Origin of the sequence: Vibrio sp. 16 (assembly GCF_963681195.1) — a bacterium.
GTDB classification, from domain to species: domain Bacteria; phylum Pseudomonadota; class Gammaproteobacteria; order Enterobacterales; family Vibrionaceae; genus Vibrio; species Vibrio sinaloensis_D.
This window is the reverse complement of record NZ_OY808997.1, coordinates 1,244,076-1,268,102: the sequence shown is the minus strand read 5'-3', so window position 1 is coordinate 1,268,102 and position 24,027 is coordinate 1,244,076. Positions and strand designations below refer to the sequence as shown.

At 44.4% G+C, this 24,027-nt stretch carries 16 protein-coding genes and 1 pseudogene; 7 read left to right on the top strand and 10 right to left on the bottom strand.

The genetic code is table 11. The features are described 5' to 3' along the window. Window positions 1-48 precede the first annotated feature (48 nt). Window positions 49-2,013, bottom strand: a complete 1,965-nt coding sequence (locus U9J37_RS05610; RefSeq protein ID WP_005474086.1) for an Hsp70 family protein — start codon at window positions 2,011-2,013, stop codon at window positions 49-51. Next, the gene (locus U9J37_RS05605) at window positions 2,013-2,645 is read right to left on the bottom strand and encodes a DUF2760 domain-containing protein (protein WP_043887177.1); all 633 of its coding nucleotides are present in this window, start codon (window positions 2,643-2,645) and stop codon (window positions 2,013-2,015) included. Before U9J37_RS05605 ends, U9J37_RS05610 begins: the two co-directional genes overlap by 1 nt. A gap of 306 nt (window positions 2,646-2,951) precedes the next feature. Between U9J37_RS05605 and U9J37_RS05600 the strand changes: the two genes are divergently transcribed. Together U9J37_RS05600 and U9J37_RS05595 are read left to right on the top strand one after the other, a co-directional pair. Continuing rightward, on the top strand, window positions 2,952-4,481 hold the full coding sequence (locus U9J37_RS05600) for a sensor domain-containing diguanylate cyclase (protein WP_005474097.1): 1,530 nt from the start codon (window positions 2,952-2,954) through the stop codon (window positions 4,479-4,481). An 87-nt stretch (window positions 4,482-4,568) separates the two neighbouring features. Further along, window positions 4,569-5,099 carry a 3'-5' exonuclease gene (locus tag U9J37_RS05595; protein ID WP_038134275.1) on the top strand — a complete coding sequence of 177 codons (531 nt, stop codon included), beginning with the start codon at window positions 4,569-4,571 and terminating at the stop codon, window positions 5,097-5,099. A gap of 72 nt (window positions 5,100-5,171) precedes the next feature. Here the strand turns inward: U9J37_RS05595 and U9J37_RS05590 are convergent, their stop codons facing one another. From U9J37_RS05590 to U9J37_RS05570, 5 genes are all read right to left on the bottom strand, one after another. Next, window positions 5,172-5,492, bottom strand: a complete 321-nt coding sequence (locus tag U9J37_RS05590) for a hypothetical protein (protein ID WP_043887176.1) — start codon at window positions 5,490-5,492, stop codon at window positions 5,172-5,174. Next, the gene (locus U9J37_RS05585; RefSeq protein WP_005474073.1) at window positions 5,489-7,993 is read right to left on the bottom strand and encodes a reprolysin-like metallopeptidase; all 2,505 of its coding nucleotides are present in this window, start codon (window positions 7,991-7,993) and stop codon (window positions 5,489-5,491) included. The genes U9J37_RS05590 and U9J37_RS05585 overlap by 4 nt, the downstream gene beginning before the upstream one ends. 225 nt (window positions 7,994-8,218) lie before the next feature. Continuing rightward, a complete protein-coding gene (locus U9J37_RS05580; RefSeq protein WP_005474051.1) occupies window positions 8,219-8,671 on the bottom strand; it encodes a tellurite resistance TerB family protein in 453 nt (150 codons plus the stop codon). A 77-nt stretch (window positions 8,672-8,748) separates the two neighbouring features. After that, entirely contained in the window at window positions 8,749-10,653 is a 1,905-nt protein-coding gene (locus U9J37_RS05575) for an alkaline phosphatase D family protein (RefSeq protein ID WP_005474116.1), read from the bottom strand. A 3-nt stretch (window positions 10,654-10,656) separates the two neighbouring features. Continuing rightward, entirely contained in the window at window positions 10,657-11,022 is a 366-nt protein-coding gene (locus U9J37_RS05570; protein ID WP_005474039.1) for a VC1380 family protein, read from the bottom strand. Between the two features lie 109 nt (window positions 11,023-11,131). Here U9J37_RS05570 and U9J37_RS05565 point away from each other — a divergent pair, with 109 nt between their 5' ends. The 5 genes from U9J37_RS05565 to U9J37_RS05545 all read left to right on the top strand — a co-directional run bounded on the left by U9J37_RS05565 (window position 11,132) and on the right by U9J37_RS05545 (window position 18,474). Further along, on the top strand, window positions 11,132-12,460 hold the full coding sequence (locus tag U9J37_RS05565) for a MipA/OmpV family protein (protein WP_005474078.1): 1,329 nt from the start codon (window positions 11,132-11,134) through the stop codon (window positions 12,458-12,460). 227 nt (window positions 12,461-12,687) lie between these two features. Continuing rightward, window positions 12,688-16,524 (top strand): ATP-dependent RNA helicase HrpA, encoded by a 3,837-nt coding sequence (gene hrpA / locus U9J37_RS05560; RefSeq protein ID WP_043887182.1) that lies wholly within the window; start codon window positions 12,688-12,690, stop codon window positions 16,522-16,524. A gap of 105 nt (window positions 16,525-16,629) precedes the next feature. Continuing rightward, complete coding sequence (locus U9J37_RS05555) at window positions 16,630-17,127, top strand: porin family protein (protein ID WP_005474068.1); 498 nt, start codon at window positions 16,630-16,632, stop codon at window positions 17,125-17,127. Window positions 17,128-17,214: 87 nt separating this feature from the next. Continuing rightward, window positions 17,215-17,730 carry a porin family protein gene (locus U9J37_RS05550; protein ID WP_038191080.1) on the top strand — a complete coding sequence of 172 codons (516 nt, stop codon included), beginning with the start codon at window positions 17,215-17,217 and terminating at the stop codon, window positions 17,728-17,730. A 129-nt stretch (window positions 17,731-17,859) separates the two neighbouring features. Then, window positions 17,860-18,474: a DsbA family protein gene (locus U9J37_RS05545; RefSeq protein ID WP_005474053.1), complete on the top strand. Its 615-nt coding sequence runs from the start codon at window positions 17,860-17,862 to the stop codon at window positions 18,472-18,474. A gap of 47 nt (window positions 18,475-18,521) precedes the next feature. Here the strand turns inward: U9J37_RS05545 and U9J37_RS05540 are convergent. The 3 genes and pseudogenes from U9J37_RS05540 to U9J37_RS05530 form a co-directional block, all read right to left on the bottom strand. Beyond that, window positions 18,522-19,217 (bottom strand): annotated as a pseudogene (locus U9J37_RS05540) (dicarboxylate/amino acid:cation symporter); the annotation flags it as partial. A gap of 196 nt (window positions 19,218-19,413) precedes the next feature. Beyond that, the gene (locus tag U9J37_RS05535; RefSeq protein ID WP_322413935.1) at window positions 19,414-22,374 is read right to left on the bottom strand and encodes a P-loop domain-containing protein; all 2,961 of its coding nucleotides are present in this window, start codon (window positions 22,372-22,374) and stop codon (window positions 19,414-19,416) included. A 130-nt stretch (window positions 22,375-22,504) separates the two neighbouring features. Continuing rightward, complete coding sequence (locus U9J37_RS05530) at window positions 22,505-23,764, bottom strand: dicarboxylate/amino acid:cation symporter (protein ID WP_038134286.1); 1,260 nt, start codon at window positions 23,762-23,764, stop codon at window positions 22,505-22,507. Window positions 23,765-24,027: the final 263 nt, after the last annotated feature.

The following is a 24,027-nucleotide window of genomic DNA, read 5'->3' as shown; positions in this document are numbered from 1 at the left end:
TTCGTGTATTTAAAAACGGCACCCGATTGGATGCCGTTTGATTTCTATTTATTCTTCTTCGTTTGAGTCGCTTTTCGCGTCTTCGCGCACATCGAACTCAACATGCCATTTTTGACCGTTATCAGCGGCAATGGCTTCTAAGTAAAGCGTACCAAGTTCTGTCACGCGAGAGGCTAGGGTTACTGGAACCACTTCACCTTCACGACGACCTTCAGATACTGGCAGCGTTACTTGGATTTCTGGTAGCTCTTCAAGCTCTTCTGGTGCCCAGTAGTCTAGGTGAGTACCTGCTAGGTCATCACGACGAACGGTTGAGCCGAAGAATTGGAAGTTAACTGGCTGACCGATGATCAAACCAAACTCTTGGCTTGGTACGTCAACGCTTGAGCCTTCTTCCATACCAAATGGTGCCACACACAGTGCTTCCATTGGCGGCGCCATGCCCGGAATCGCTGGCATCGCACTTTCGATACCCACGTAGTAAGCCGAAGCAATACCACCACGGATACGAACGCCTTGACCACGACGTACAGAGCCGTAATAAGCCGCACCGCTAGCAACCGCAAGGTCGAGATCCACACCTGTTAGGCGTTTTGCCATTTCAGCATCTGCTTCAATTAGCCATTCGTTGATCGTGTCTTCTAGACGAGTTGCGAGAAGTTTCGATTTCAGAACACCACCGTTGAATAGGATTGCGGTTGGCTTGATGAAGCCAGCCGATTGCGCTGCATCCGCACCCGGCATGCCAGGCATGTTAGCGAATGGGTTGAAATCTTGGGCTGCTGCTTCTGCGCCATTTCCTGAAGCAGAAAGTGCATTGGCTTGTTTAGACAAGAACGCAGCAATGTGACGAGTAATACCCGCATCTTGCGCGTAAGGCAGACCCATTTGCGTTAGTGCACCACGGTTACGTTGAACAGGGTGGTCCGTAATCGCAACTTGAGGGAAGAAGCCGTCAACCAGTGTTTGTTGTACTTCTTCTTGAGTCAGTTCTGTTTTCAGCGTTGCGCCAAGCAGTTTAGAACCGCGGCTTGGCACCACGATTGGCACTGACTGAAGTTCGCTGTCGTTCAATAGCGCTTCTTTCGCGTCACGACATGCGTGCGTCATCGCCTGAACCTGCCATGGCTGTAGCTCTTTGCCTTCTTGCGCTAGCTTCATCTTCAAGCGGTACGCAAGTGCAAGATCCATGTTGTCACCGCCAAGTAGGATGTGTTCACCTACCGCGATACGGTTCAGAGTCAGGTTACCGTCGTCTTCAGTGACTTCAACCAAAGAAAGGTCGGTTGTACCACCACCGATATCGACCACAAGCACGATGTCACCAACTTCAACTTCGTCGCGCCATTTGTCGTCGCTGTTATCAATCCAGTTGTAAAGCGCAGCTTGTGGCTCTTCTAGAAGCGTTAGGTGCACAAAACCAACGTTGCGTGCTGCTTCCGCTGTTAGATCGCGAGCAGCAGGATCAAAAGAAGCAGGAACCGTAATAGTCACGTCTTGATCGGCAAGGTTGTGATTTGGATTGGTGTGATTCCAAACGTCTTTTAGATGCTCTAGGTAAAGCTCTGTCGCACGCAGAGGGGAGACTTTTTCTACTTCTTCTGGGCTACCTGCTGGCAGGAAAGCATCACGACGGTTCACACCAGCGTGGCAAAGCCAAGACTTCGCACTTGCAACAAGGCGAATTGGTGTTTTTGAACCTAGGTTACGTGCAATTGCACCAACCAGTGCTTTTGGCTCGCCAGACCACGGAAGAACGCGTGATTGCGGGTTCATTTCGTGCTCGTGCGGTTGGTAAAGGAAAGAGCCTAATTGGCTGCGAGTCTCTACCGTGCCTGGCGCAGTAAGTTGCGGGATAGGCATAACTTCAACGCGAGCATCTTCGTCGTGTGTATCAACAAAAGACATCACACAGTGTGTTGTACCTAAGTCGATACCAACACTGAATTTAGGCGTCTGTTGAGTTTCAACAGATGCTTCTTGAGAATGGTTTTCTTGGTTCATGTGTTCCATTACAGCTCAACCTCAGCTGGAGCGATCACAGATGCATCGTAGTTCTCAGCCAGTTTTGGCAACGTCATTGATGTTGCTTTCCAGCCTTTATGAACTAGCGTGCCGTTGAATGGCGCGCTGCCTGTTACGTTGCCAGTTAGGCGGATTTCTTGTGGGTTGAAGCCTTCTTCAACCGTAACGCGAGTTTCTTCGTCTTCGTTGCGAACGTGTGCTAGCGTCACGTAGTCGTTCAGTACTTTCTGACCGCCAGTGTGGATTACGCGAGCAGCTGCGCCTACTTCTTCATCAGAGAATGACGTTAGGTCTTCTTTTAGGAAGTCAATCAGACGAGCTTCTTGCTGCATGATAGAAAGCAGCTGCATTGCAGAGTCCGTTGATGCAGTTGCAAGTTTTGATTCAACTTCTACAACTCGTTCGACGACTTTCTCAACTTCCACTACTTTTTCTACTTCCACGATCTTCTCGACAGGTTTCTCAACCTCGACGATTTTCTCAACCGGTTTTTCTACTACTTTTTCGATCACCTTAGATTTGCGTGAAACCGCGATCAAAAGAAGCAAAACGCTCGAAGCAGCGAGGCCTGCGTGAAGCATATCGAACGTTTGAGGAATCATTTGTAAATCGAATGTCATGACATTTCTCTTTTGTTTAGTTTTAGGAGAGATTGGCTCAATCTCTGCTTTGGCTTATTGCCGAATTATTCTGATAAATTGGGGCGAATAGTAGCATATTCAATGCGGCGCGCTGCTAGAATTGAGCCTAAAACTGTGTTCATTGGATTTAATTGCGCTGTTTTTAATCACTTTCTTACCCATAAAACCTTGAATGGTGAAGCAGGCGCCATTTTTTCCGTCTAGGATTCAATAACACTTTATGTTGCTGATTGTATAAGGCTAAGATACCTAGGCACTCACGCCAGTTATGAACTCTCAGTTATTATGCTCTTAGGAACCCAAAAGAAGATTCTCTACCCGCTTATTGCGTTTTTAGCCACGACATTAATAACTTCGCTGGTCGTTTATTATTCCTATAAGTCGCAGCTTAAATACAGTAGTGCTTTGTTTAATAACCTCGCCCAGCAGCAAACGGAAAATTTGTCTCAAGTGCTGACGAGTGACCTTCATTTCATCGGAGCAGGCGCTAACTTTTTCCATGCCACCAAGCCTGAAAACTGGGGGCAATTTCACCTTTTTGCTGAGGAGTTGGTTTCTTCTTCGGATACATTAATTGGGTTGCAATGGATGCAGCGTGTCGAAAAACAAACACTGCCTGAATATCTCGATAAAGTCCGCCAGTCATACCCAGACTTTCAGCTGTATACCGTACCAAAAGATGGACCCAAAACGTCTGGCTACATCATGCCAAACGATGAAGACATTTACGTTGCGACAGATATTTATCCTCTTAGCGAGGCGAATTTAAAACTGCTTGGCTTTTATTCTTCGCGCCTGCGGTTCCAGCTTATCCTCGATGGTATTCGTGCAACGGGTGAGCCAAACGTTTCAGACAAAGTACGTTTGTTGCAAGATGGCCTAGATCGCACATTGGAGAAGACAGGTTTACTCGTCTACCATCCTGTTTTTGATGGAAACTCATCAGAGCGCTTGATTGGTGTGGTTGTTGGCGTGATTCGATCGACTCGGTACTTCGAAGGCTTAATCGAGCGGACGGCGTCAGGCCAGCAGATGTTGGTTAAAGTGACGGATTTGGGGTTTGACGCGGAAGATGATCCAATACTGTACGTCAGTGAAGGATGGGAAAGTGAAGCGGGGCTTCAAGTCAGCAAGAAAATTGCCTTGCCGAATCGAGAATGGATGATTGACTTTAAGTTGGCCAGTCGCGTAACCAACAACGATCGTATCGTTTTGCGCAGCATAGGCTTCGGTGGCTTGGTCATTGCTTGCTTGCTCGGCTACATCGTGTTTCTTCAGGTGAGAGAAAAGGAACACTTATCTATATTACTTGATGAGCGAACTGAAGAGCTGCAATTTTTGGTCAACCATGATTCGTTGACTGGGCTGCTCAATCGAAGAGCATTCAGTGAAAAGCTAGACGAGTTAACCAAGGGCGACGCCTGTTTTGCGTTGGCGGCATTTGATATCGATAAGTTCAAGACGCTCAATGATAGCTTTGGTCACGTGGCTGGGGACGAAATGCTGATTCATGTGGCAAACACCGTGGCGGAAAGTTTGCCTGAAGCCGATTTGCTTTATCGTATGGGCGGAGATGAATTCTGCATATTATCAAAGAACACAGATCCGACGGCTCTTTCTGAGCAGCTAAATGCGATAGGTCAACGGGTGGCTTCGTCATATCACCAATATGATGTTCATCAGATCCAGTGTTCGTTGAGTATTGGTGCTGCAGTAAGGACGACAGAGTCCGCAGAGGACATCCTCAAGAAAGCCGATACTCAACTTTATCGGAGTAAAAAAGCGGGGCGTAATCGTGTAACGGTTGCAGAATAACTAATCATTTAATCGGTCAAAGTTCGAATTGTGTGTGAATCTCATGTAGAATCGCGCCCTTTCAAATAGTTTCAAGTAAGGCAAGTGATGAACCATAACCGTATAGTTTGTTTCGATTTAGAGATGTGCTGTTGGAATGAAAACGGTGTCGGTACGACAGGTGAAATCATCGAGGTTGGGTTGGCGGAAATCGATCTTGTTAAAGGCGAGATTGTTAAACGCGCTCAATATTACGTGAAACCAGAGCAAGATGAAGTGTCTCTCTTCTGCGTAGAGCTGACGGGTATCACGCCAAGAAAAGTTGAAAAGCAGGGGCGTCCTTTAGAGGAAGTCCTTAAATCTGTCGTGAAAAATTTTGGTGGGTCGAACAAGATCTTTGCGTCTTGGGGGCGAGATGATGTTGTCTTAGCTAAAGAGTGTGAAGCCAAGGGCATTGAGATGCCGTTTAAAGAGTTTATCAACCTCGCTACGCTCTATCGCATTCAAAATCGCCTGAAAGACAAGCGGATTGGCCATAGAGCCGCCCAAGAATCAAAAGGCATAGAGTGGGAAGGGCGTCAGCATTCGGCCTACGTTGATGCCTACAACTTGGCGAAATTGGCGTTAACTATGCTTTAGAATGAACCATGCTTTAGAGAGCAAAAAGGGAGCGATATGCTCCCTTTTCTATTTAAGGCGGTTTGAGATATTTTACTGCTTGGCTTTTTTACACTTAGGGTAAATGTGGAGGTTGTACTGCGTCGCATACTGAGTCAGTAGTTGACGTTTTTCCAACTCCTCATCACTTTTTACCACATCGCTTATACCTTCAACGATTTTTACCCCACATAACTCAGCAGCTAACGCTCTTTCTTCGGTTTCGATACCAGGAAGAACGTTGCCGCGTCCAGGCATCTGATAAAGACGATAGTCATCAGCGTTTAGCGCACTTTGAGCATCAGCTTGTGCCTGATTTTCAGCGGCACAGCCACTTATGACAAAGAGTGCAAGGGGTAGAGCGATTTTGATCATTTGTTTCTCCTTACCCAAAATGCAGCCAGCATCAACAAGCCAAACCAGTTTAAGCTACCGCCGCCACCTCCACTTGAAGACGATGAAGTGCTGGTCGTGGTTTGTTCCGCTGCGACATTGATCGTCACCATAGCGGTAACGGTTTGAGACGCCTCGTCGGTGATCGTGTAGGTAAACGAATCCACACCGGAGAAGCCTTGCGCAGGTTGGTAGCTGATTGAGCTACCTGAGTTAAGAACTGTACCACTGCCAGAGTAGTTGATAGCACTGATGGTTAACTCTCCTTGGCCAGCATCGTTTGCCATTACATCGAGCACTGTCGCTGGGCTGTTATGGTTAAGATTATAGCTATCATTTTCCGCTGATATTGCAGCTGTGCTGGAGTTAACGGTAACGGTCAGCGTGCCTGTAGCCGTTTGGTTTGCGCTGTCCACAATGGTGTAAGTGATGGTTTCACTGCCAACAAAACTCGCATCAGGTTGGTAGTTGATCGCAGTATCTGTATGAGAAACCGTACCCGTACCATTGTAGGTTGTTGCTGTGATTTTAAGCGTGCCTTCACCTTTATCGTTTCCAAGGACATTGAACGATGTTTGCGCGCTACCTTGAGTGACTGCATAAGCATCATCGACCGCTTTCACTTCTTCAGGGATCGCTACCGAGAAACCACTTGATACAGCAAAGAAGATATTGTCACGACATTGGATCATCAAACGGGCATTACTGAACGTTTGAGCAGGGAAGTTGACTGACTGTGATCCATCATTCGGAGTGTTAGCAAGCAAGGTTTGATCGAAAGTCACCCCACCATCGGTTGACAAGAGAAGATCAACGGCGGAACAGTTTACAGGGGCTTGAGCTGTACCTGCAACGTCCCATTCCACATTTGAGCTGCCTACAATTGTCGCGCCTGATGACGGCGCTACTACGGCAAATGGGCCACTGTTGCCATCAACGGTTATCAAGGTATCATCATTTGCTACGCCGCCTTCACCATCTCGGACTGTCAGTCTGAAGTTTAAATCACGGCTGGTGGTTGCATACGTTTCACCTTTGGCCAGTGTGCCATCCACCACATCTTCCAACCTTGGTAAATAACGCTTCGGTTCCGTTGTTGGCATCCAAGAGCGAAATAGTGGACCACTACCAAAATCGGTAGTTAGGTTTGAGGTACCAGTACCCGAGTCCATCTGCTCCCATACATAAGTTAGGCTACCCGTGCCTGTCGCTGACCCAGTCAATACGATAGGGGTACGCGCCGGAACAATATAGTCATTACCTGCGTTGGCAGTGGGCACTTCCGTTGTCGAAGTGGTTGTGGTTCCACAGGTTTGAGTCGCGAGGTAGTCGTTGATTTCTTTGATACTCGCAGCATGGAAGTAGGCGTCTGAGTTAACTTGTATATTATCGTTACCACAGATACCTGCGTAAGCCATGATGGTGCTGCCACTTCCTGGCTCGAAGGCGGTTGGGTCGTTGCGGTTTGAGCCTTCACAATTCCACATATTGCCATTAAATGTGTGGTTTGCACCGAACTGGTGTCCCAGTTCATGGGCAACATAGTCGATGTAAAAGGCGTCGGTTGTTGGATCAGATCGACCTGTTACCCCTGCGCCTTTTGAAAAGTCATTACAGACTGCCCCTAACGCGGCCAAACCACCACCACCGGTGGTAAAAATATGACCAACATCGAACGCGGCACTGCCAAATTTGGTCGTCAGGTCGTCGTGGTTGCGATCGATGTCCTGGCCTGCATCTGAATCAGTAAATGGGTCCGTAGCAGCGTTGGTATAGATGTTGAAGTTCACTAGCTCAAGCTGCACTGCCAAGTCGGATTTGTAGACCTCATTGACTCGGTTGATGGCTGTTGTGATCGCAGCTCGAGTCAAAGTTTCTGTACCACCATGGTATTGCGAGTACTCGCCTGTCGCAGAGACAATCAGGCGGTAAGTGCGAGATTCAATGTTGGTGCGTTGTGCAACCCGACTTTGCACCGTTTCAGCTTGATTATTGTTTAGGTACTTTAAAACCTGATCCTGGAATGGGCTAGAAAGCTTATGGTTGTATGAGACATAGTGACCTGAACCGTCTGGCTTTGGCTCTACGTAAACATATTTGCCATCATGGCGAAACATGCCGTGGAACCCTTTCGGTGTGTAATCGAATCGACCTTGGATAGCAACATCACCAACAGCATGGCCAGTGTAGGTCTTTAGCTCTGGGAATTTCTCCTGCATATCAGGTGAAAGGATGGAGTCGTAGGTCAAAACGAAGTCAATCAACTCTTCATTAGGTAAAGGAACTTGCAGTGTTAAACCGCTCTTGGCTTGACCATGGACAAAGTGATTTTCTAACTTGGACGTATCAACAGCAAAGGTGGTTGATGATTTACTCTTTGTTGAACGCTCAGAATGGACAGGCTGCCAAAGATCGCTTGATAAGGCATCTGCACTGAATAGCAGCGATAGGGATAACGCGCCGACTAACTTGTTGTACTTCATTATTATTCTCTAATGCATCTATTACGTGAGTGAAATATTTGACGAAAGTAGTATAGATACAGTGAATATTCAACGGTTTACAAATCAACTCAGTGATTTATGGAGTCCAGTTCTAGTTTTCCCCAATTAATCTACCTATAGATTGGATGCTAACGTGCCACCTTTGCCTGCGTTTTGGTTGTTATTTACTCGTTTTCCCTATTTTAAGGTAATCAGTAGCTGCGATTAAGATTGGACTTTAGTGGCGGACAGTTTGGCGCGAATAAACTCACTATGGTCAACGTAAAGCAGTTCGGCCGTTTTGCGAATCACAGAGTCTTCAAGTGGATCAATGTCGCCATCGGCATTCGCGACCTGCCACATGGCTTTTATCAGCTCAAATCGAGTCTCTTGAGTTAGCTCTCTGAGTTGTGAGGTAAAGTCGTAAAGCGACGTTGATTGATTGCTTTGAGCTCGAGCGCGAGAAAGAAGCACTTGAGCGTTGGATTCCTCTAGACCTAACAGCCGAGACAAGAGCGTTAATTTTGCCGCTTCTTCCCGCTCGTCAAGCTCATGATCTGCACCAGCCACTTCACACAGTAAACATGCGATGGCGAGATTTGGATCGCTATGAGCATGGTTGCTAAGATCGTTTCCCTCTAGGAGCTGTTTAAACAGTTTGGTAATGGAGTTCAGCATATTGATGGCCTCAAATTATTCTCTATTGTTATAGATAGTGATAATCGGAGGCGATCACAAGTGGCTTGACAGAAACCTTACGTAGATTTGATATCTGGAAAGTCGACCTCTTCGCCATTACTCAGTAAAATAGAGATCCTTTTGGGCTTTCCGCTTGCGTCCAATTTCAGTTCACCAATCGCACTGGCATTGACTAACCTGCGTACGCCCGGCGTATTTGGATCGCGCTTGTAGATTTTGAGTCGCTTCCTTTTCGTTAGGAAGTTGAGCGGAGAGCGGGGTGAGTAAAGCAACCTATCGACATGGTCACAAATTGCCAACAGTGGCTCGGGGAAGAGATTCTTCAAGCCGCTGCACGTGATCTGGTAGATGTTTGGGCTACAACGGCGAAAACGTAGCTTGATGTCATAGGCAAAGGAGTAGTGCACATCACCCGATAAAATGACAAAATTGGTTGGAGTCTTGGTGTGCGTGAAAATGCTGATCAAGGTGTTCGCGCTACCCGGGTGCGCCATCCAGTTCTCGGCATCGATCAATAACGGCTGACCGAGCATGGTCATTCCTTTTTGTAGCGCTTCGATGAACTTGACACCAAACATTGGCGCAGCAGAAACAATGATTACCTTGTCTTGATGCATCAGCTCTTGTTGAAACTCAATTAACGCTTCCCAATCCATCAGGCCGGAAGGCTTGTTCATTCGAGATTCTGAGCGCCAACGACGCGTCCGCGTATCCAACACAACCACTTTAGGCGAGGTATGAATCGTGTAATGCCATTTCTCAAAGCTGTACAAGTATTGAATGAATTGGTCTTGATGCGAAGCAGAGGGTTCATCAAAATACTGATTTGCTAACTCCAGAAACTCTTGGTTGAAGTTGTCTGGCTCGTTGCCCCAACCCTGACATAGCCAGTAAGAAAGCAGGCCATTGCCGATGATTCGTTTGGCGAACGGATTCTCGTAAGCCGCTTTTTCCCAGCCTACGGTTAAGTTCCAATCATCTGTGACATCGTGGTCGTCGAAGATCATATAGGTGGGAATGTGCGCAAGAAGGCGTCTTACTTTAGGCAGCCCAGCGACAAACTCATCAATAATAGGCTTGTGGTTACGCCACTCTTGTTGCCATCTAGGCTCAAGTTTTTTGCCTGCGTGGGTGAACTTAGTGTCAAGCAGGCGATTAGTATTGATGTGCTGCCATAGCGTCGGCGACCACACCAACAAATACATGGCAAAAAATTCGGCAAAAGTGATTAAGTGGTTTTCGCACTCCCTTGAACTAAAGATGGGGGCGTGTCGCTTAGGGAATAATGTGGTCAACCAATGTCCATCATCAACGTAGTGAGGCAGCAACCTATCGCGCCCGTAGTAGTAATCAGGATGTTGGCGCAGAGCGTCGCAATTAGCGAGAGGTGCGTCTGAAAACGTTTCTTTTGGCAAACCAAGGAGGTCGATGACTTGATCGATAGCATCCAAGGTAGGCCCTGCAACATGGTCGGCGTAGATTTGATCGCCGCTCATCATAAGTAGGTCTGGTCGTTCACCAATCTCGAGATCAGATACCTTGTGGTCTGCTGCTACTAGAGAATCTGCACTCGGGTGATGAGGATTTCGACAAGAGCCATGCAGTACATAATTCGCTTTGTCGGAGATGACAATACTTGGGCGATGCTCGTTGGGGTAACACAGATCAGGCGCTAGCGTTTCTAAATCTCCGGCTTGGGTGACAAAGTCGTAGCTCAGGGCGGTATTGGCTGGGAAGTCGTGACGAAAGTCAGCAAGAGTTACATACGCATGCTCGCCAACTTTCACCGATTGACACTGCTCTAGGTCGAACTGGAAAACGTCATTATCGTCCAACCTGTGGTAAAGCTTGAATTGTCCTGTGAGACGCTCGCGAGTGACCAACCAAAATACCAACTGATTGTGGGTGGCTTTTCTAAGGATAGGTCCAGCGATGAGAAATGGAAGGCTACTTTGTATCATCTATCAATCATTTGGGTCGTTAGGAATGTCTGGATCTTCAAGTATTTCAATGACTTCAGAGCTTGAAAGCTCATGACCCATTAGAAATAGCGCAAGCATAGCGTCAGCTTTTGTTTTTGTGTCTGAGCTCTCGTCGAGGATTTGTTCGAAGCGGTGGCGAATCATGTCTATTTCATGTTCTACGAAACCACGTCCTTCTTCTTCGCCTTGCGATTCTTCTGGCGCGTTGTCGAACTCCATAAACAGTAAGTCACCATCTAACTGAGTACGGACTAATCGCTCAGGCAGCCACATTTCTCCGCACACGATGTCGGGGTCTTGGCCTTCAGGAAGAGATTCTAGCAATTTCTTTAACTTTGATGCTTTCACAATTTTTTGATTTAGGAGAACATATGTTCTTATTTTAACGACGAATCGCTAATAATCATAAGCATTAAGTGACTCAATAGGTCAATTATTGAGTCTTTAGGACATAAAAATGACAAATCAGTGGAAAATTTGCCGCACAGCAGTGGGGATTGGTGCTGCTTTTCTTTCGACTTCGCTCTTCGCTACAGAAACGCCTGCTATCGGTGAACAAGAATGGGGCATTGCTGCGATGTATCGAATCGCCTCTGTACCTTTTGATACCGACAGAAGTGATCAATCCGTCAGTACCTTTGTACCAATGATGTACTTTGATAATGAGTATATTTTTATTGATGGGCTAGAAGGTGGTGTGCACCTTTATGAAACTGACGATGAGCAATGGCAGGTTAACGCACTCACTCGTTTACGATTTGTCGATATTCCAAAGTACTTCCAAAACGCCAACGAAGGCGATTCAGCGGACTTTGGTTTGCAACTGCGCTACAAAGTGGATGACAACTGGCATTTTGACACTGAAGTGATGACAGACGATGAGTATCGTGTACATGGTAACCTTCGCATGTCCGGTGAGTTTGAATCAGGCGATTGGGAAATCAAACCAAGTGTGACATTGCGCTACAAAGAAGCCGAATTTAATAGTGTTTACTATGGATTTTCGGAGTTCACCAACGATCGTATTGGCGCTGGAGCTGACATCAACGTTGGGGTTGAAGCTCGTTACCACGTAGTGTCGAACCTATACTTGCTCGGTTCAACAAGTATCACTCGATTGGATGACAACGCCTATAATGCGCCGCTGGTGGAAGACCGCTATCAAGGTGAGCTGTTCGTTGGTTTTGGATTCTTTAACGACAAGACCAAAGCTCCAAAATCAGAGTTGAGCAATAAACGCTATTGGCGTGTTGCTCACGGCTGGGCGACACCATCAAATATCGGTGAAATTTTTGGCTTTGAAAGTGAGAAAGATGAGTACAACAACCAACTCACGTCGGTCTTTTATGGTCACCCTTTAACGGATGAACTGTTCGGATTCCCTATTGATATCTATTTGACACCTGGACTCGTGCACCACTGGTCTTCAGAGGTGCAAGGCGCAAGTACCGAATATGTTGCCGCGATTAAAGCGTACTACACTTTCAATTGGCCGACGCAGTGGCGATTTGGCGTAGCGGAAGGTTTGTCTTACATTGATAACGTTACCTACATCGAACAAGACGAGATGGATAGAAAGGGCTATACCGCAAGCCATTTACTCAACTACTTGGATTTCTCCTTTGATGTCAATGTCGGTGACTTGTTCAATGCCCCAGAGCTTAACAACATGTGGTTTGGTTACTCACTCCACCATCGTAGCGCAATCTTTGAAAAGGCCTCCCAGTTTGGTCGAATCAAAGGAGGCAGTAACTACAACACAGTTTACCTCCAGTTCGACTTCTAATCAGGTTCAAGTTTAAGTTAACGCCCACGCTAAAATGTCGTGGGCGTTTTTTTCTATCGTATAAACAGCTTGTGATACAATCCGCGCAGTTTTATGTAATGAAAAGAATAGGAAACGCTTTGACTTCGTCACAGCCTAAAAAATCTGTCGACAGCGAACAGAACTCTCAAGCGCCTCAAGCTCAGGTGAACAGCGCAGCGTCCTTACGCAAAGCACTCGGTGAGTGTATGTTGCGTGATCGCTTTCGCTTGAGCAAACGTATTTCTGGCGCAAGCAAAATTAAAAAAGAAGCGTCACGCAACGCCGTGTTTGACGAAATCGCGCTCGATATTGCTAAGTCCATGATGGAAGCTGAGCAGCGCGGCAATGCTCATCCAACAATCGAATACCCAGAAATCCTGCCAGTCAGCCAAAAACGCGACGACATTGCGAAAGCGATCGAAGAAAACCAAGTGGTCATCGTTGCGGGTGAAACCGGCTCAGGTAAAACCACTCAGCTACCAAAAATCTGTGCTGAACTTGGTCGCGGTAAATTCGGTCTGATTGGTCATACTCAACCTCGTCGTCTTGCGGCGCGTTCGGTTGCCAACCGTATTGCCGAAGAGATGGAAACCAAGCTTGGTGAGTTTGTTGGTTACAAGGTTCGATTCAACGATCAGATCTCTGAAAATACCCAAATCAAATTGATGACCGACGGTATCTTGCTGGCTGAAATTCAGCATGACCGCTTCTTGAATCAATACGACACCATCATTATCGATGAAGCGCACGAGCGCAGCCTTAACATCGATTTCATCTTGGGTTACTTGAAAGAGTTGCTGCCACGTCGTCCTGATCTAAAAGTGATCATCACGTCGGCAACCATCGATCCAGAGCGTTTTTCAAAACACTTCAACAACGCACCAATCATTGAGGTGTCAGGTCGAACTTACCCAGTAGAAACGCGTTACCGCCCACTGAGCGGCGATGACGATAACGATCGTGACCAACTTGAAGGTATTTTCGAAGCGGTAGACGAACTGTGCGACGAGGGCTTAGGTGACATCCTGATCTTCATGAACGGTGAGCGTGAAATTCGTGATACCGCGGATGCACTGTCTAGACGCAACCTTAAAAGCACGGAAATTGTGCCGCTTTACGCGCGTTTGTCGGCGGGTGAGCAGAACAAGATTTTCCAACCTCATGCTGGTCGTCGCATTGTACTGGCAACCAACGTAGCCGAAACCTCGTTGACGGTTCCGGGCATCAAGTACGTTATTGACCCGGGTACAGCGCGTATTAGCCGATACAGTTACCGTACCAAGGTTCAGCGTCTTCCAATCGAGCCAGTTTCTCAGGCGAGTGCGAACCAGCGTAAAGGTCGTTGTGGTCGTGTGGAAGAGGGTATCTGTATCCGTCTTTACTCAGAGGAAGATTTTGAGTCACGTCCGGAGTTTACTGATCCTGAGATCCTGCGTACCAACCTAGCATCTGTTATCTTGCAGATGACGGCACTTGGTTTGGGCGACATTCAAGCCTTCCCGTTTGTGGAAGCGCCTGACAAACGCAACATCCAAGACGGTGTGCGTCTTCTAGAAGAGTTAGGTGCAATCAATGCTGATGCTAAAGACCCGAAAAAACGTCTAACTAGCATTGGTCGTCAGCTTGCACGCCTTCCAATCGACCCACGTCTAGCTCGTATGGTATTGGAATCGCCAAAATATGGTGCGACTAAAGAGCTGATGATCATCGCTTCCGCACTCTCAATCCAAGATCCGCGAGAGCGTCCTTCAGACAAACAGCAATCTTCGGATGATAAACACAAGCGTTTCTTCCATGAAGAGTCAGACTTCCTGACGTTTGTGAACTTGTGGGATTACATCCAAAAGCAGCAAAAGAAATTGTCTGGGAACCAGTTCCGCAAGCAATGTAAACAAGATTACTTGAACTACTTGCGTGTACGTGAATGGCAAGACGTCTACTTCCAACTTCACCAGTCTATGCGTGAAATGGACTTCAAGCTCAATGACGAGCCAGCAAGTTATCAAGGTGTGCACTCTGCAATCCTTGTTGGCCTGCTTTCTCACATTGGTATGAAAGACCAAGAGAAAAATGACTACCAAGGGGCGCGCAACGCTCGCTTCCATATATTCCCTGCATCGGGTCTATTCAAGAAACAACCTAAGTGGATCATGTCTGCTGAGTTGGTGGAAACCTCTAAACTTTGGGGCCGTATCATCGCTAAGATTCAACCAGAGTGGATTGAACCGCTAGCGAAGCACCTAATTAAGCGCAGTTACAGCGAACCGCATTGGTCGAAGAAACGCGCCGCGGTCATGGCTTACGAAAAAGTAATGCTTTACGGCGTACCTATCGTACCGAAGCGTTTGGTGAACTATGGCAATATCGATTCGACCATCAGTCGTGAAATCTTCATCCGTAGTGCGCTGGTGGAAGGCGAGTGGGAAACCAAACACGCGTTCTTCAAGCAAAACCGTAAGCTTCTTCAAGAAGTGGAAGAGCTTGAACACAAATCTCGTCGCCGCGACATTTTGGTCGATGACGATGAGCTATTCGATTTCTACGACCAACGCGTTGGTACGGAAGTGGTTTCTGGTAAACACTTCGATACGTGGTGGAAGAAGGCATCGAAAGAGAACAAAGAACTGCTGAACTTTGAAAAAGAGATGCTGTTCAAGGGCGATGCAAGCCACGTTACCGATTTGGATTACCCGAACTTCTGGTATCAAAACAACCTGAAACTGAAGCTGAGCTATCAATTTGAACCGGGTGAAGATAGTGACGGTGTCACGGTACACTTACCACTGCCGATTCTGAACCAAGTTGAGCCTGCGGGCTTTGACTGGCAGATCCCAGGTCTGCGTCATGAACTTGTGGTGAGCTTGATCAAATCGCTGCCGAAGACAGTACGTAAGAACTTTGTTCCTGCGCCAAACTACGCCGATGCGTTCTTAGCTCGTGCAACACCAATGGAAGCGCCACTGCTTGACTCGTTGGAGAAAGAGCTTCGCCGAATGACGGGTGTAGAAGTTCTGCGCGAAGATTGGAATATGGATCAAATTCCGGAACACTTGAAGGTGACTTTCCGCGCCGTTGACCATAGAAGTCGCAAGCTGAAGGAAAACAAAGACCTTCACGAATTGAAAGAGAGCCTGAAAGATAAAGTTCAAGAAACCCTTTCAAAAGTTGCGGATGACGACATCGAGCAACAAGGTCTGCATACGTGGAGCTTCGGCGAACTGCCGAAGGTATACCAACAAAAACGCGGTGGTTACGACGTTAAAGCGTACCCAGCGATTGTGGATGCCAAAGATAGTGTTGAAATCAAACTGTACGAGACTGAATACGAACAGGTTACGGCAATGCAAGCGGGTCAGCGTCGTCTGATTTTGCTCAATGTGCCTTCGCCAATCAAATACCTGCACTCCAACTTGCCGAATAAATCGAAGTTGGGTCTATACTTTAATCCTTACGGCAAAGTACTTGATTTGATTGATGACTGTATCGCGTGTGGTGTCGATAAGCTGATCGAAGAGCAGGGCGGCTTGGTTTGGGAGCCAGAGAAGTTCGACGCGTTGAAAGAGCACGTACGAGCTGAGCTTGGTGATACGGTGGTGGAAATTGCACAGCAAGTGGAAACCATCCTGACGACGGCTTTCAATATCAATAAGAAGTTGAAAGGTAAGATCGATTTCACCATGGCGTTCGCATTGTCGGACATCAAAGCACAAATCGAAGGATTGATCTTCAAAGGTTTCGCGACAGAATGTGGTTGGAAGCGTCTTCCGGACATTCTGCGCTACATGCGCGCGATTGAGCGTCGTATGGAGAAGCTACCGATCGATCCGAACAAAGACCGTTTGCACATGCTGAAAGTGGAATCCGTGACGAGCGACTACAAAGAGCTGCTCAACAAAATTCCGAAAGGTATGGTGGTTCCTGAGAACGTTAAAGAGATCCGCTGGATGATCGAAGAGCTTCGGGTGAGCTTCTTTGCTCAACAATTGGGTACGCCATATCCAGTGTCTGACAAGCGAGTTAAGAATGCGATTGACGCGTGTTAGGTACGCAAATTGCATGATATTCGGTACAGGATAGTTTTTTGACGAACATGGGCAGCGGATTGCCGCTTGGTGCCACTGCCAAAGGACATGACAAGAAGGTTAATTATGAAAAAGACACTTTTAGCACTGGCGCTGATTGGCGCATCAGCAACAGCTTCTGCGGACTCTTGGATTTATGGTAGTGCAAGTGTCGGTCAGGCTGATGTCGGCGGGGAAACCGCTTCTTCTTACAACGTTCACGTAGGAACGGGCATTCTACCGTTTATTGGACTTGAGGCTGGCTATCAAACCTTCGGTGAGTTCACAAATGCACGTTACGATGGCAAAGACTTAGACCTAGAAGGCTCAGCACTTTATTTTGCAGCTAAACCAAGCATCGACTTCGGCCCGCTGCACGTTTACGCCAAAGCGGGTCTGCATTCGTACAAACTTGAAGACAGCAGTGCTGACTTTGAAGAAGACGAAATTGATATGATGTACGGCATTGGCGCGGAGTACTTTATGGCTGGTCCAATTTCTATCGGTGCAAGCTACAATGTATTTTCTTTAAAAGAAGATGATGTGAAGAACTTCTCGATCAACGCGACGTTCCACTTCTTATAATTGGGCATCTTTTTTAGAACGATACCCAGCAATCTTGCTGGGTATTTTTATTGGTATGTTATTTGTCTTGTTTGTGGGATTTATAAAATGAAAAAAACACTTTTAGCGCTTTTAGTTATGGGCGTATCCGCTTCTGCTTCTGCTGACTCTTGGCTTTATGCGGGTATCCAAGGCGGTAAATCTAACTTGGAAAGTGAAAGCTCAACAGCGTACGGTGTTCATGTTGGTACCGGTATTCTCCCTCTTATTGGTTTAGAAGCAGGCTACTTTAATCACGGCTCTATCGACCTTGAAGCTCGTAATATCAGCGGTAGTGCCGATTTCACGTCTTTTTATGCTGCGGCTAAACCAAGTATCGACTTTGGTCCACTTCATATCTACGCAAAAGGTGGCCTGAACACCTACAACGTAGAGTTTACAGGCGATTTGAGCTCTGTCTCGGATGATTCAGGTATCGGCTTAATGTACGGCTTTGGCGCAGAATACAACATCTTCCCAGGTCTGACAGTAGGCGCGAGTTACCAGTCGTTTGGCTTTGAAGTTGACGGCAGCGGTGAAAACGTTGATAGCTTTACCGTAAACGCAACCTTCCACTTCCTATAAGCGAAGAACCTCTCCAGAAAAGCGACCTTTGGTCGCTTTTTTTGTGCGTATTTGCAGGCAATGTCATATACATTTGTCTCATTTTTGTTTAATTTGAACGAATGTTCAAATTAAATCAAGAGGTAGAAGATGACTAAAGCGAAACTCTATTATGTTTATGATCCAATGTGTTCATGGTGCTGGGGGTACAAGCCCACGTGGAGAGCAGTCGAAGATGCACTGGAGGGTAAGGTTGATATTCAGTATTTGGTTGGGGGACTTGCCGCAGATTCTGATCAGCCAATGCCGCAAGAGATGCGACAGCAAATCGCTTCCTATTGGAAGAAAATTGAAACTTTATTAGGCACTGAGTTCAACTACGACTTCTGGACCAGCAACACACCTCGTCGCTCGACATATCCCTCATGTCGCGCCGCCATCGCTGCGCGAAAGCAAGGCAAAGAAAAAGAGATGGTGGACGGCATTCAGAAAGCCTATTACTTGCAGGCGCGAAACCCGAGTGATGACAGCGTTTTGTTTGATGTGGCTCGTGAGCTTGGATTGGCAATGCGTGAGTTTGAACATGACTACTATTCAAATCGGCTAGAAGAAGAGTTGCAAGATGAGCTAAGGTTTGCCCGTGGTATCGGTGGAAACCATTTCCCTTCGTTGTTTTTGCAAACGCAGGAAGGGCTTCTCGAACTGCCTATCGATTACCATTCCCCAGAATCGACGCTTAGTCAGATTCAAGCACTGATAAAATGAATAAAGCCACTCTAGCAAAGAGTGGCTTTGATACTTTTATTCAGAGATTATGCTTGTTGCTTTTGTAGCTCAGCTTCTTTCTCTTCGTCTTCAATCAAAGAATCAACAATGACTGCACACGCGGCGTCGCCTGTGATGTTAAGTGCAGTACGAATCATGTCGAAGATACGGTCTAGAGCGAACAGCAGTGGTAGGCCTTCGATTGGAATGCCCGCTGCAAGCAGTACCGCAACAACAAGGAAAGAAGGACCTGGAACACCCGCTTGGCCTACCGCACCTAGCGTAGAAGTAACGATAATCGCGATGTATGCGCCCATGCCTAGGTCAATGTTGAACAGTTGAGCAAAGAAGATAGCAACCAGGCCGTAGTAAATTGCGTTACCTGACATGTTGATTGTCGCGCCCAGTGGCAATACGAATGAAGCGGTAGAGTTCTTAACGCCTAGCTCATGCTCAACGGTGTCTAAAGTAACTGGTAGTGTTGCCATAGAAGAAGCGGTAGAGAGTGCAACAGCTTGTGGCTTCTTCATTGCTGTTAGGAACTTCTTCGCTGAGGTCTTAGTGAAGATATGAACCATAAGTGGGTAAGCAACAAAACCGAAGATTAGGATTGCAGCAACGTAGACAACGAATAGCTTGAATACCACCATTAGGGCACCAAACCCAAACGCACCAACGGCTTCCGTCATCAGACCGAATACACCAATAGGTGCGATGATCATCACTTTGTTGATAATTGTAACTGATTGAAAATTAAGCTGTTGATGGTCCCCGTAAAAGTTTAGATTGCTAAGGCTATGATTAATAAAGTTTCTTATGCTAAAGATTACTTGGGATTATTGGAGTGTAATATTTCTTAATTTAAGTATACGTCACTTATATACCTAAGTTGTTACTCTCTAGTTATATAAGTGACGTGTAATAATCTATTGTTTAAAATTATACAAACTCATCAACCAAAGATTCAAGTTCAATTGATGGAGTTCCTTGTTCAATATATTCAATAACACTTTTATAAGAATCATCTACTTTATATTGTTTCATTGATGGTTTTTTGGGGTCTTTATAATCTTTTATTACATCACTGTTAATTAACTTCTGTAAAAAACTAATTGTGGATAGTTTTTTTCTAACTTCTTCTTGTTTTCTTGGGTAAAAATTACCACGTTGATAAAATAGTCGAAAAACTTTCATCAAATCAGCTAACACATTCTCCTTATTATTAGATGCTTCTTCTTCTTTTTCATCAAGAAGGTGTGAGATTTGTGATGTATCGCTGTTAGCAAATAGATTTTTGGGTATTGTATATTTCACACCTTGTCGTGCATCAATTCCATTAAAGTTAGAATTATTAGACGTTGTATTATCATCAAAACTACATTCCCAAAAATATTCATAATTGTTAAAGGTACATGTATCTAAGTGCTTACCTTTAAAATCAAAAGTAGGTTTGTTAGTTGTTTCTCCAAAAATGTTTACGAGGGATAAACCTTTTATCTGACCTTTGTATGAAAATAACTTTTCAATAATTTCAGTTCTGGTTTGAATATTAGATTGAGTGCTTCTACCATCTTGTAATAGTTCTAATAGTAAACATACAATTGCTGATTTGAAGATCTCTTGTTGATTAAACTTCTCATACTCTTCAGTTTCGACTGACTCGATCAACTCAATGCAAAAAATAATTAGATCTTCATTTAATTCTAGTTTTGACGTAACAGATCTTGTAAAACTATTATCAAATTTAACATAACCATTAATTACTCTGAAAGTTTCAATGTCAAATTTTTCTATATCTTTTGATTTGAATAAATTATAAATTAAAAGTGACTTGAAATAAACATCAAAAACATCATATCTAAAATAAAAGCATTCATTGCTAAATTGAACTAATGGATGTCCCTTTATCTTTTCTATGATAGATTGTTCAAATTTGTTTGTTATATTTTTAATTTCATTTTTTATATCATATATACTGATCCCATTGCTTTTACTTGCCGCAAGTCTGATAAATAACTTTATTTGTTCATCAACATTTAAACTTTCTAGTTTAACTATTTCTCGCTGACAAACTTGTGCTATGAGTTGATCTGTATGATTGTCAGGTGTTAAGTACACACTTTCTAACTTTTTTGTGTTAGAGATATCTAGGTCTTGTGTATTAATTAAATAGCCAATCATATCTAAAAGAAACGGAATATACGTTTTTTCAGTTTCGCCTGAAGTATTCTGTTTCGACTCTACAGCTAGTTCGTCTGCCATTGTCATTGCTTTGGTAATCTTTCGTTTATCTGAATTTTTTATTTTTTTAGTAAAAAACTCATTCGCAAGACTTTCATTGAATGCTTTAAGTGTTATTTGAGGAAGCAGAATTCTTTCACTAACTTTTTTCCAAAAGTGGTCTCGACAAGTAATTAATATCTTTGTTTTATGTTGTTCAGATGAATACTCGTCAAAAATAGAGCTAATAAATTTCTCCACATCAAACTTATCACCTAATTTTGCAATAACCTCATCTATTCCATCTAAAACAACTAATAGGCTACCGTTATCTATAGATAGTTTAAGTAATTCTTTATCAAAACGGGAGCAATCAAATTCATCAACGTCCATTAGAGCAGAGTAAAAATCATAGACATCAGATATTTTATTTTCTCTGGTATAGTTCCTAGATAGCTCATGTATTATTTCTTTTGAATCTATGAAAAGTATACCTGGGTCATCTTCTTGATCATATATTTGATCTAAAAACTGTTTAGCTAGTGTAGTTTTACCGATACCTCCATGACCACTCACTACATATAATGGTTGATTGTCTTTAGAGTACCAATTGTTAAGTTCACCAATTGCAGATAAATCAAAATCATCTTCTTCATGATTATCATACAAAGCATCAATGTAAATTGGCAAGTTAAACTTCTCATATGGAAGCATACAGTCTTTATATAAATGTTCGTAACCAAATTCTTCAATGAAAAATATATGGGTTGTCCCGAATAGCTTAGAAAGATTTTTCTTTCTATTATTAATATCTTTTAAATTCGGCTTGTCTATTAATATAATAGAGCTTTCCAAGTTTTTAACTAATTTTTTGCTCTTAATTTCACCAAGAGTCTTTCCTTGATTAGCACTCTCGTGAATATAAATGAACTCTCGTACTCCAGAAAATCCATCTTGTAACCTGTATACTTCATATACAATACCTTCTTTCCAGTTTTTTACTTTAATTGGATATCTTTCACAAAGTGAAAAACTAGTGTTTTTATCCATATATATTTGGACTGTTTTTTCAATTGTTCGAATACTTTCCTCTATTTTTAATTCGCCTTCTTCTTTAGATATTCTAGGGAGTTGGCTTCTATATTTACTGAACTCTTCATTTAAACTAATTAGTTCATCGGGGTTTGCAATCCTTACTTCATCTGATTTTTGACCTTTTCGAACCAATACGGAGCCTTCATCTAAGTGACGGCTTTTAGTTTTTAACTCTGACTTAAGTTCAGTGATATATTTTGGAGGGTTAATTATAAATACTAGTAGGTTTTTACCATCAAAATCGATTAACTTAATTTCGAAGTCAAGGAGTGATGGCTTAGTTAACTTTTCAAGTCGCTGGCAAAGGTTTTTTTTGAAAATATTTAAATTTTTTAGCTGTTTTATGTTGTCGAGGGATATATTGTGTATTTCTTTATCTTCCTCAGAGAATCCAAAAATTAAATATCTTTTTTGTCCAGTATATCCTAGGTAAGCGTTAGACAAGGAGATTAAGTCTTTTTGAAATTCTCCCCATTTATCTGACATCTGATCTTTTGGAGTATTATCATCCCAATACCATTGTCTTTTAAACTCTAATATTGGTGATTCCTCTTTGGAAAGGAGAGGGGTAATTTGTTCTTTCATAATGAAACCTAGCTTAATCTGATAGGCACATAATATCATAACCTATAAATTTTCAATGCGATTAACCTAACGTTTGAGATAATAAAAAGCCACTCTAGCAAAGAGTGGCTTTGATACTTTTATTCAGAGATTATGCTTGTTGCTTTTGTAGCTCAGCTTCTTTCTCTTCGTCTTCAATCAAAGAATCAACAATGACTGCACACGCGGCGTCGCCCGTGATGTTAAGTGCAGTACGAATCATGTCGAAGATACGGTCTAGAGCGAACAGCAGTGGTAGGCCTTCGATTGGAATGCCCGCTGCAAGCAGCACCGCAACCACAAGGAAAGAAGGACCTGGAACACCCGCTTGACCTACCGCACCTAGCGTAGAAGTAACGATAATCGCGATGTATGCGCCCATGCCTAGGTCAATGTTGAACAGTTGAGCAAAGAAGATAGCAACTAGGCCGTAGTAAATTGCGTTACCTGACATGTTGATTGTCGCGCCCAGTGGCAATACGAATGAAGCGGTAGAGTTCTTAACGCCTAGCTCATGCTCAACGGTGTCTAAAGTAACTGGTAGTGTTGCCATAGAAGAAGCGGTAGAGAGTGCAACAGCTTGTGGCTTCTTCATTGCCGTTAGGAACTTCTTCGCTGAGGTCTTAGTGAAGATATGAACCATAAGTGGGTAAGCAACAAAACCGAAGATTAGGATCGCAGCAACGTAGACAACGAATAGCTTGAATACCACCATTAGGGCACCAAAACCAAACGTACCAACGGCTTCAGCCATTAGACCGAATACACCGATAGGTGCGATGATCATAACTTTGTTGATCATCCAAACCATCGCATCAACAATTGCGTTAACGCCATTGATGATCGGCTCGCGCTTTTCTTTTGCTTGCTTAGAGATAGCAATGCCAAAGAACATACAGAAAACCAGAATTTGTAGAATATTCGCTTCGTTCAGTGATTGGAAAACGTTGGTTGGGATCATACCAGTGATGGTCGCCCAGAAAGTAGGTAGTTCACCTTTCGCAGCGTATTCTGACGAGAACATGCCTTCAACGCCTGAAACGTCGATGCCCATGCCCGGTTTAAATACTTCACCCATGAATAGAGCAAGGGCGACAGCTAGCGCAGAAGTAAGGCCGAAGTAACCTAGCGTTACAACACCAACTTTACCAGCAGATTGACTATTTCCTAGACCTGCAGCACCTGAAATAAGTGCGACAGCAACAAGAGGGATAACCAGCATTTTGATTAGATTAATGAAGATCGCACCTAGTGGAGCGAACATGGTTGCGCTATCACCCATGAAGGCACCAACGGCAGTACCTACGATCATGGCAATGACTACTTGCACACCAATATTGCTTAGCAAACTCTTTTCTTTTAACACTTCCATAACCTCTGTGCTAATTAAAATTAAAAATCCAGAATTACCATCTGAGTGTAAACTCAAAAATGGTTAATAATTTCGTCTCGCTTTTTACACGTTATTTTTACAATTAGCAATATGTGACGGTACTGAGAGAGGCATTTAAAGACACTTTTATTGATAACTGACAATTTTTTACTCAATAGCAAACGTTTGCTTTGGCTTTAAAGAGGGGGTAGCTCAATGAAGTGTTATTTAAGTATTGTTGAGTTGAATGGTTCTGAAGAGTG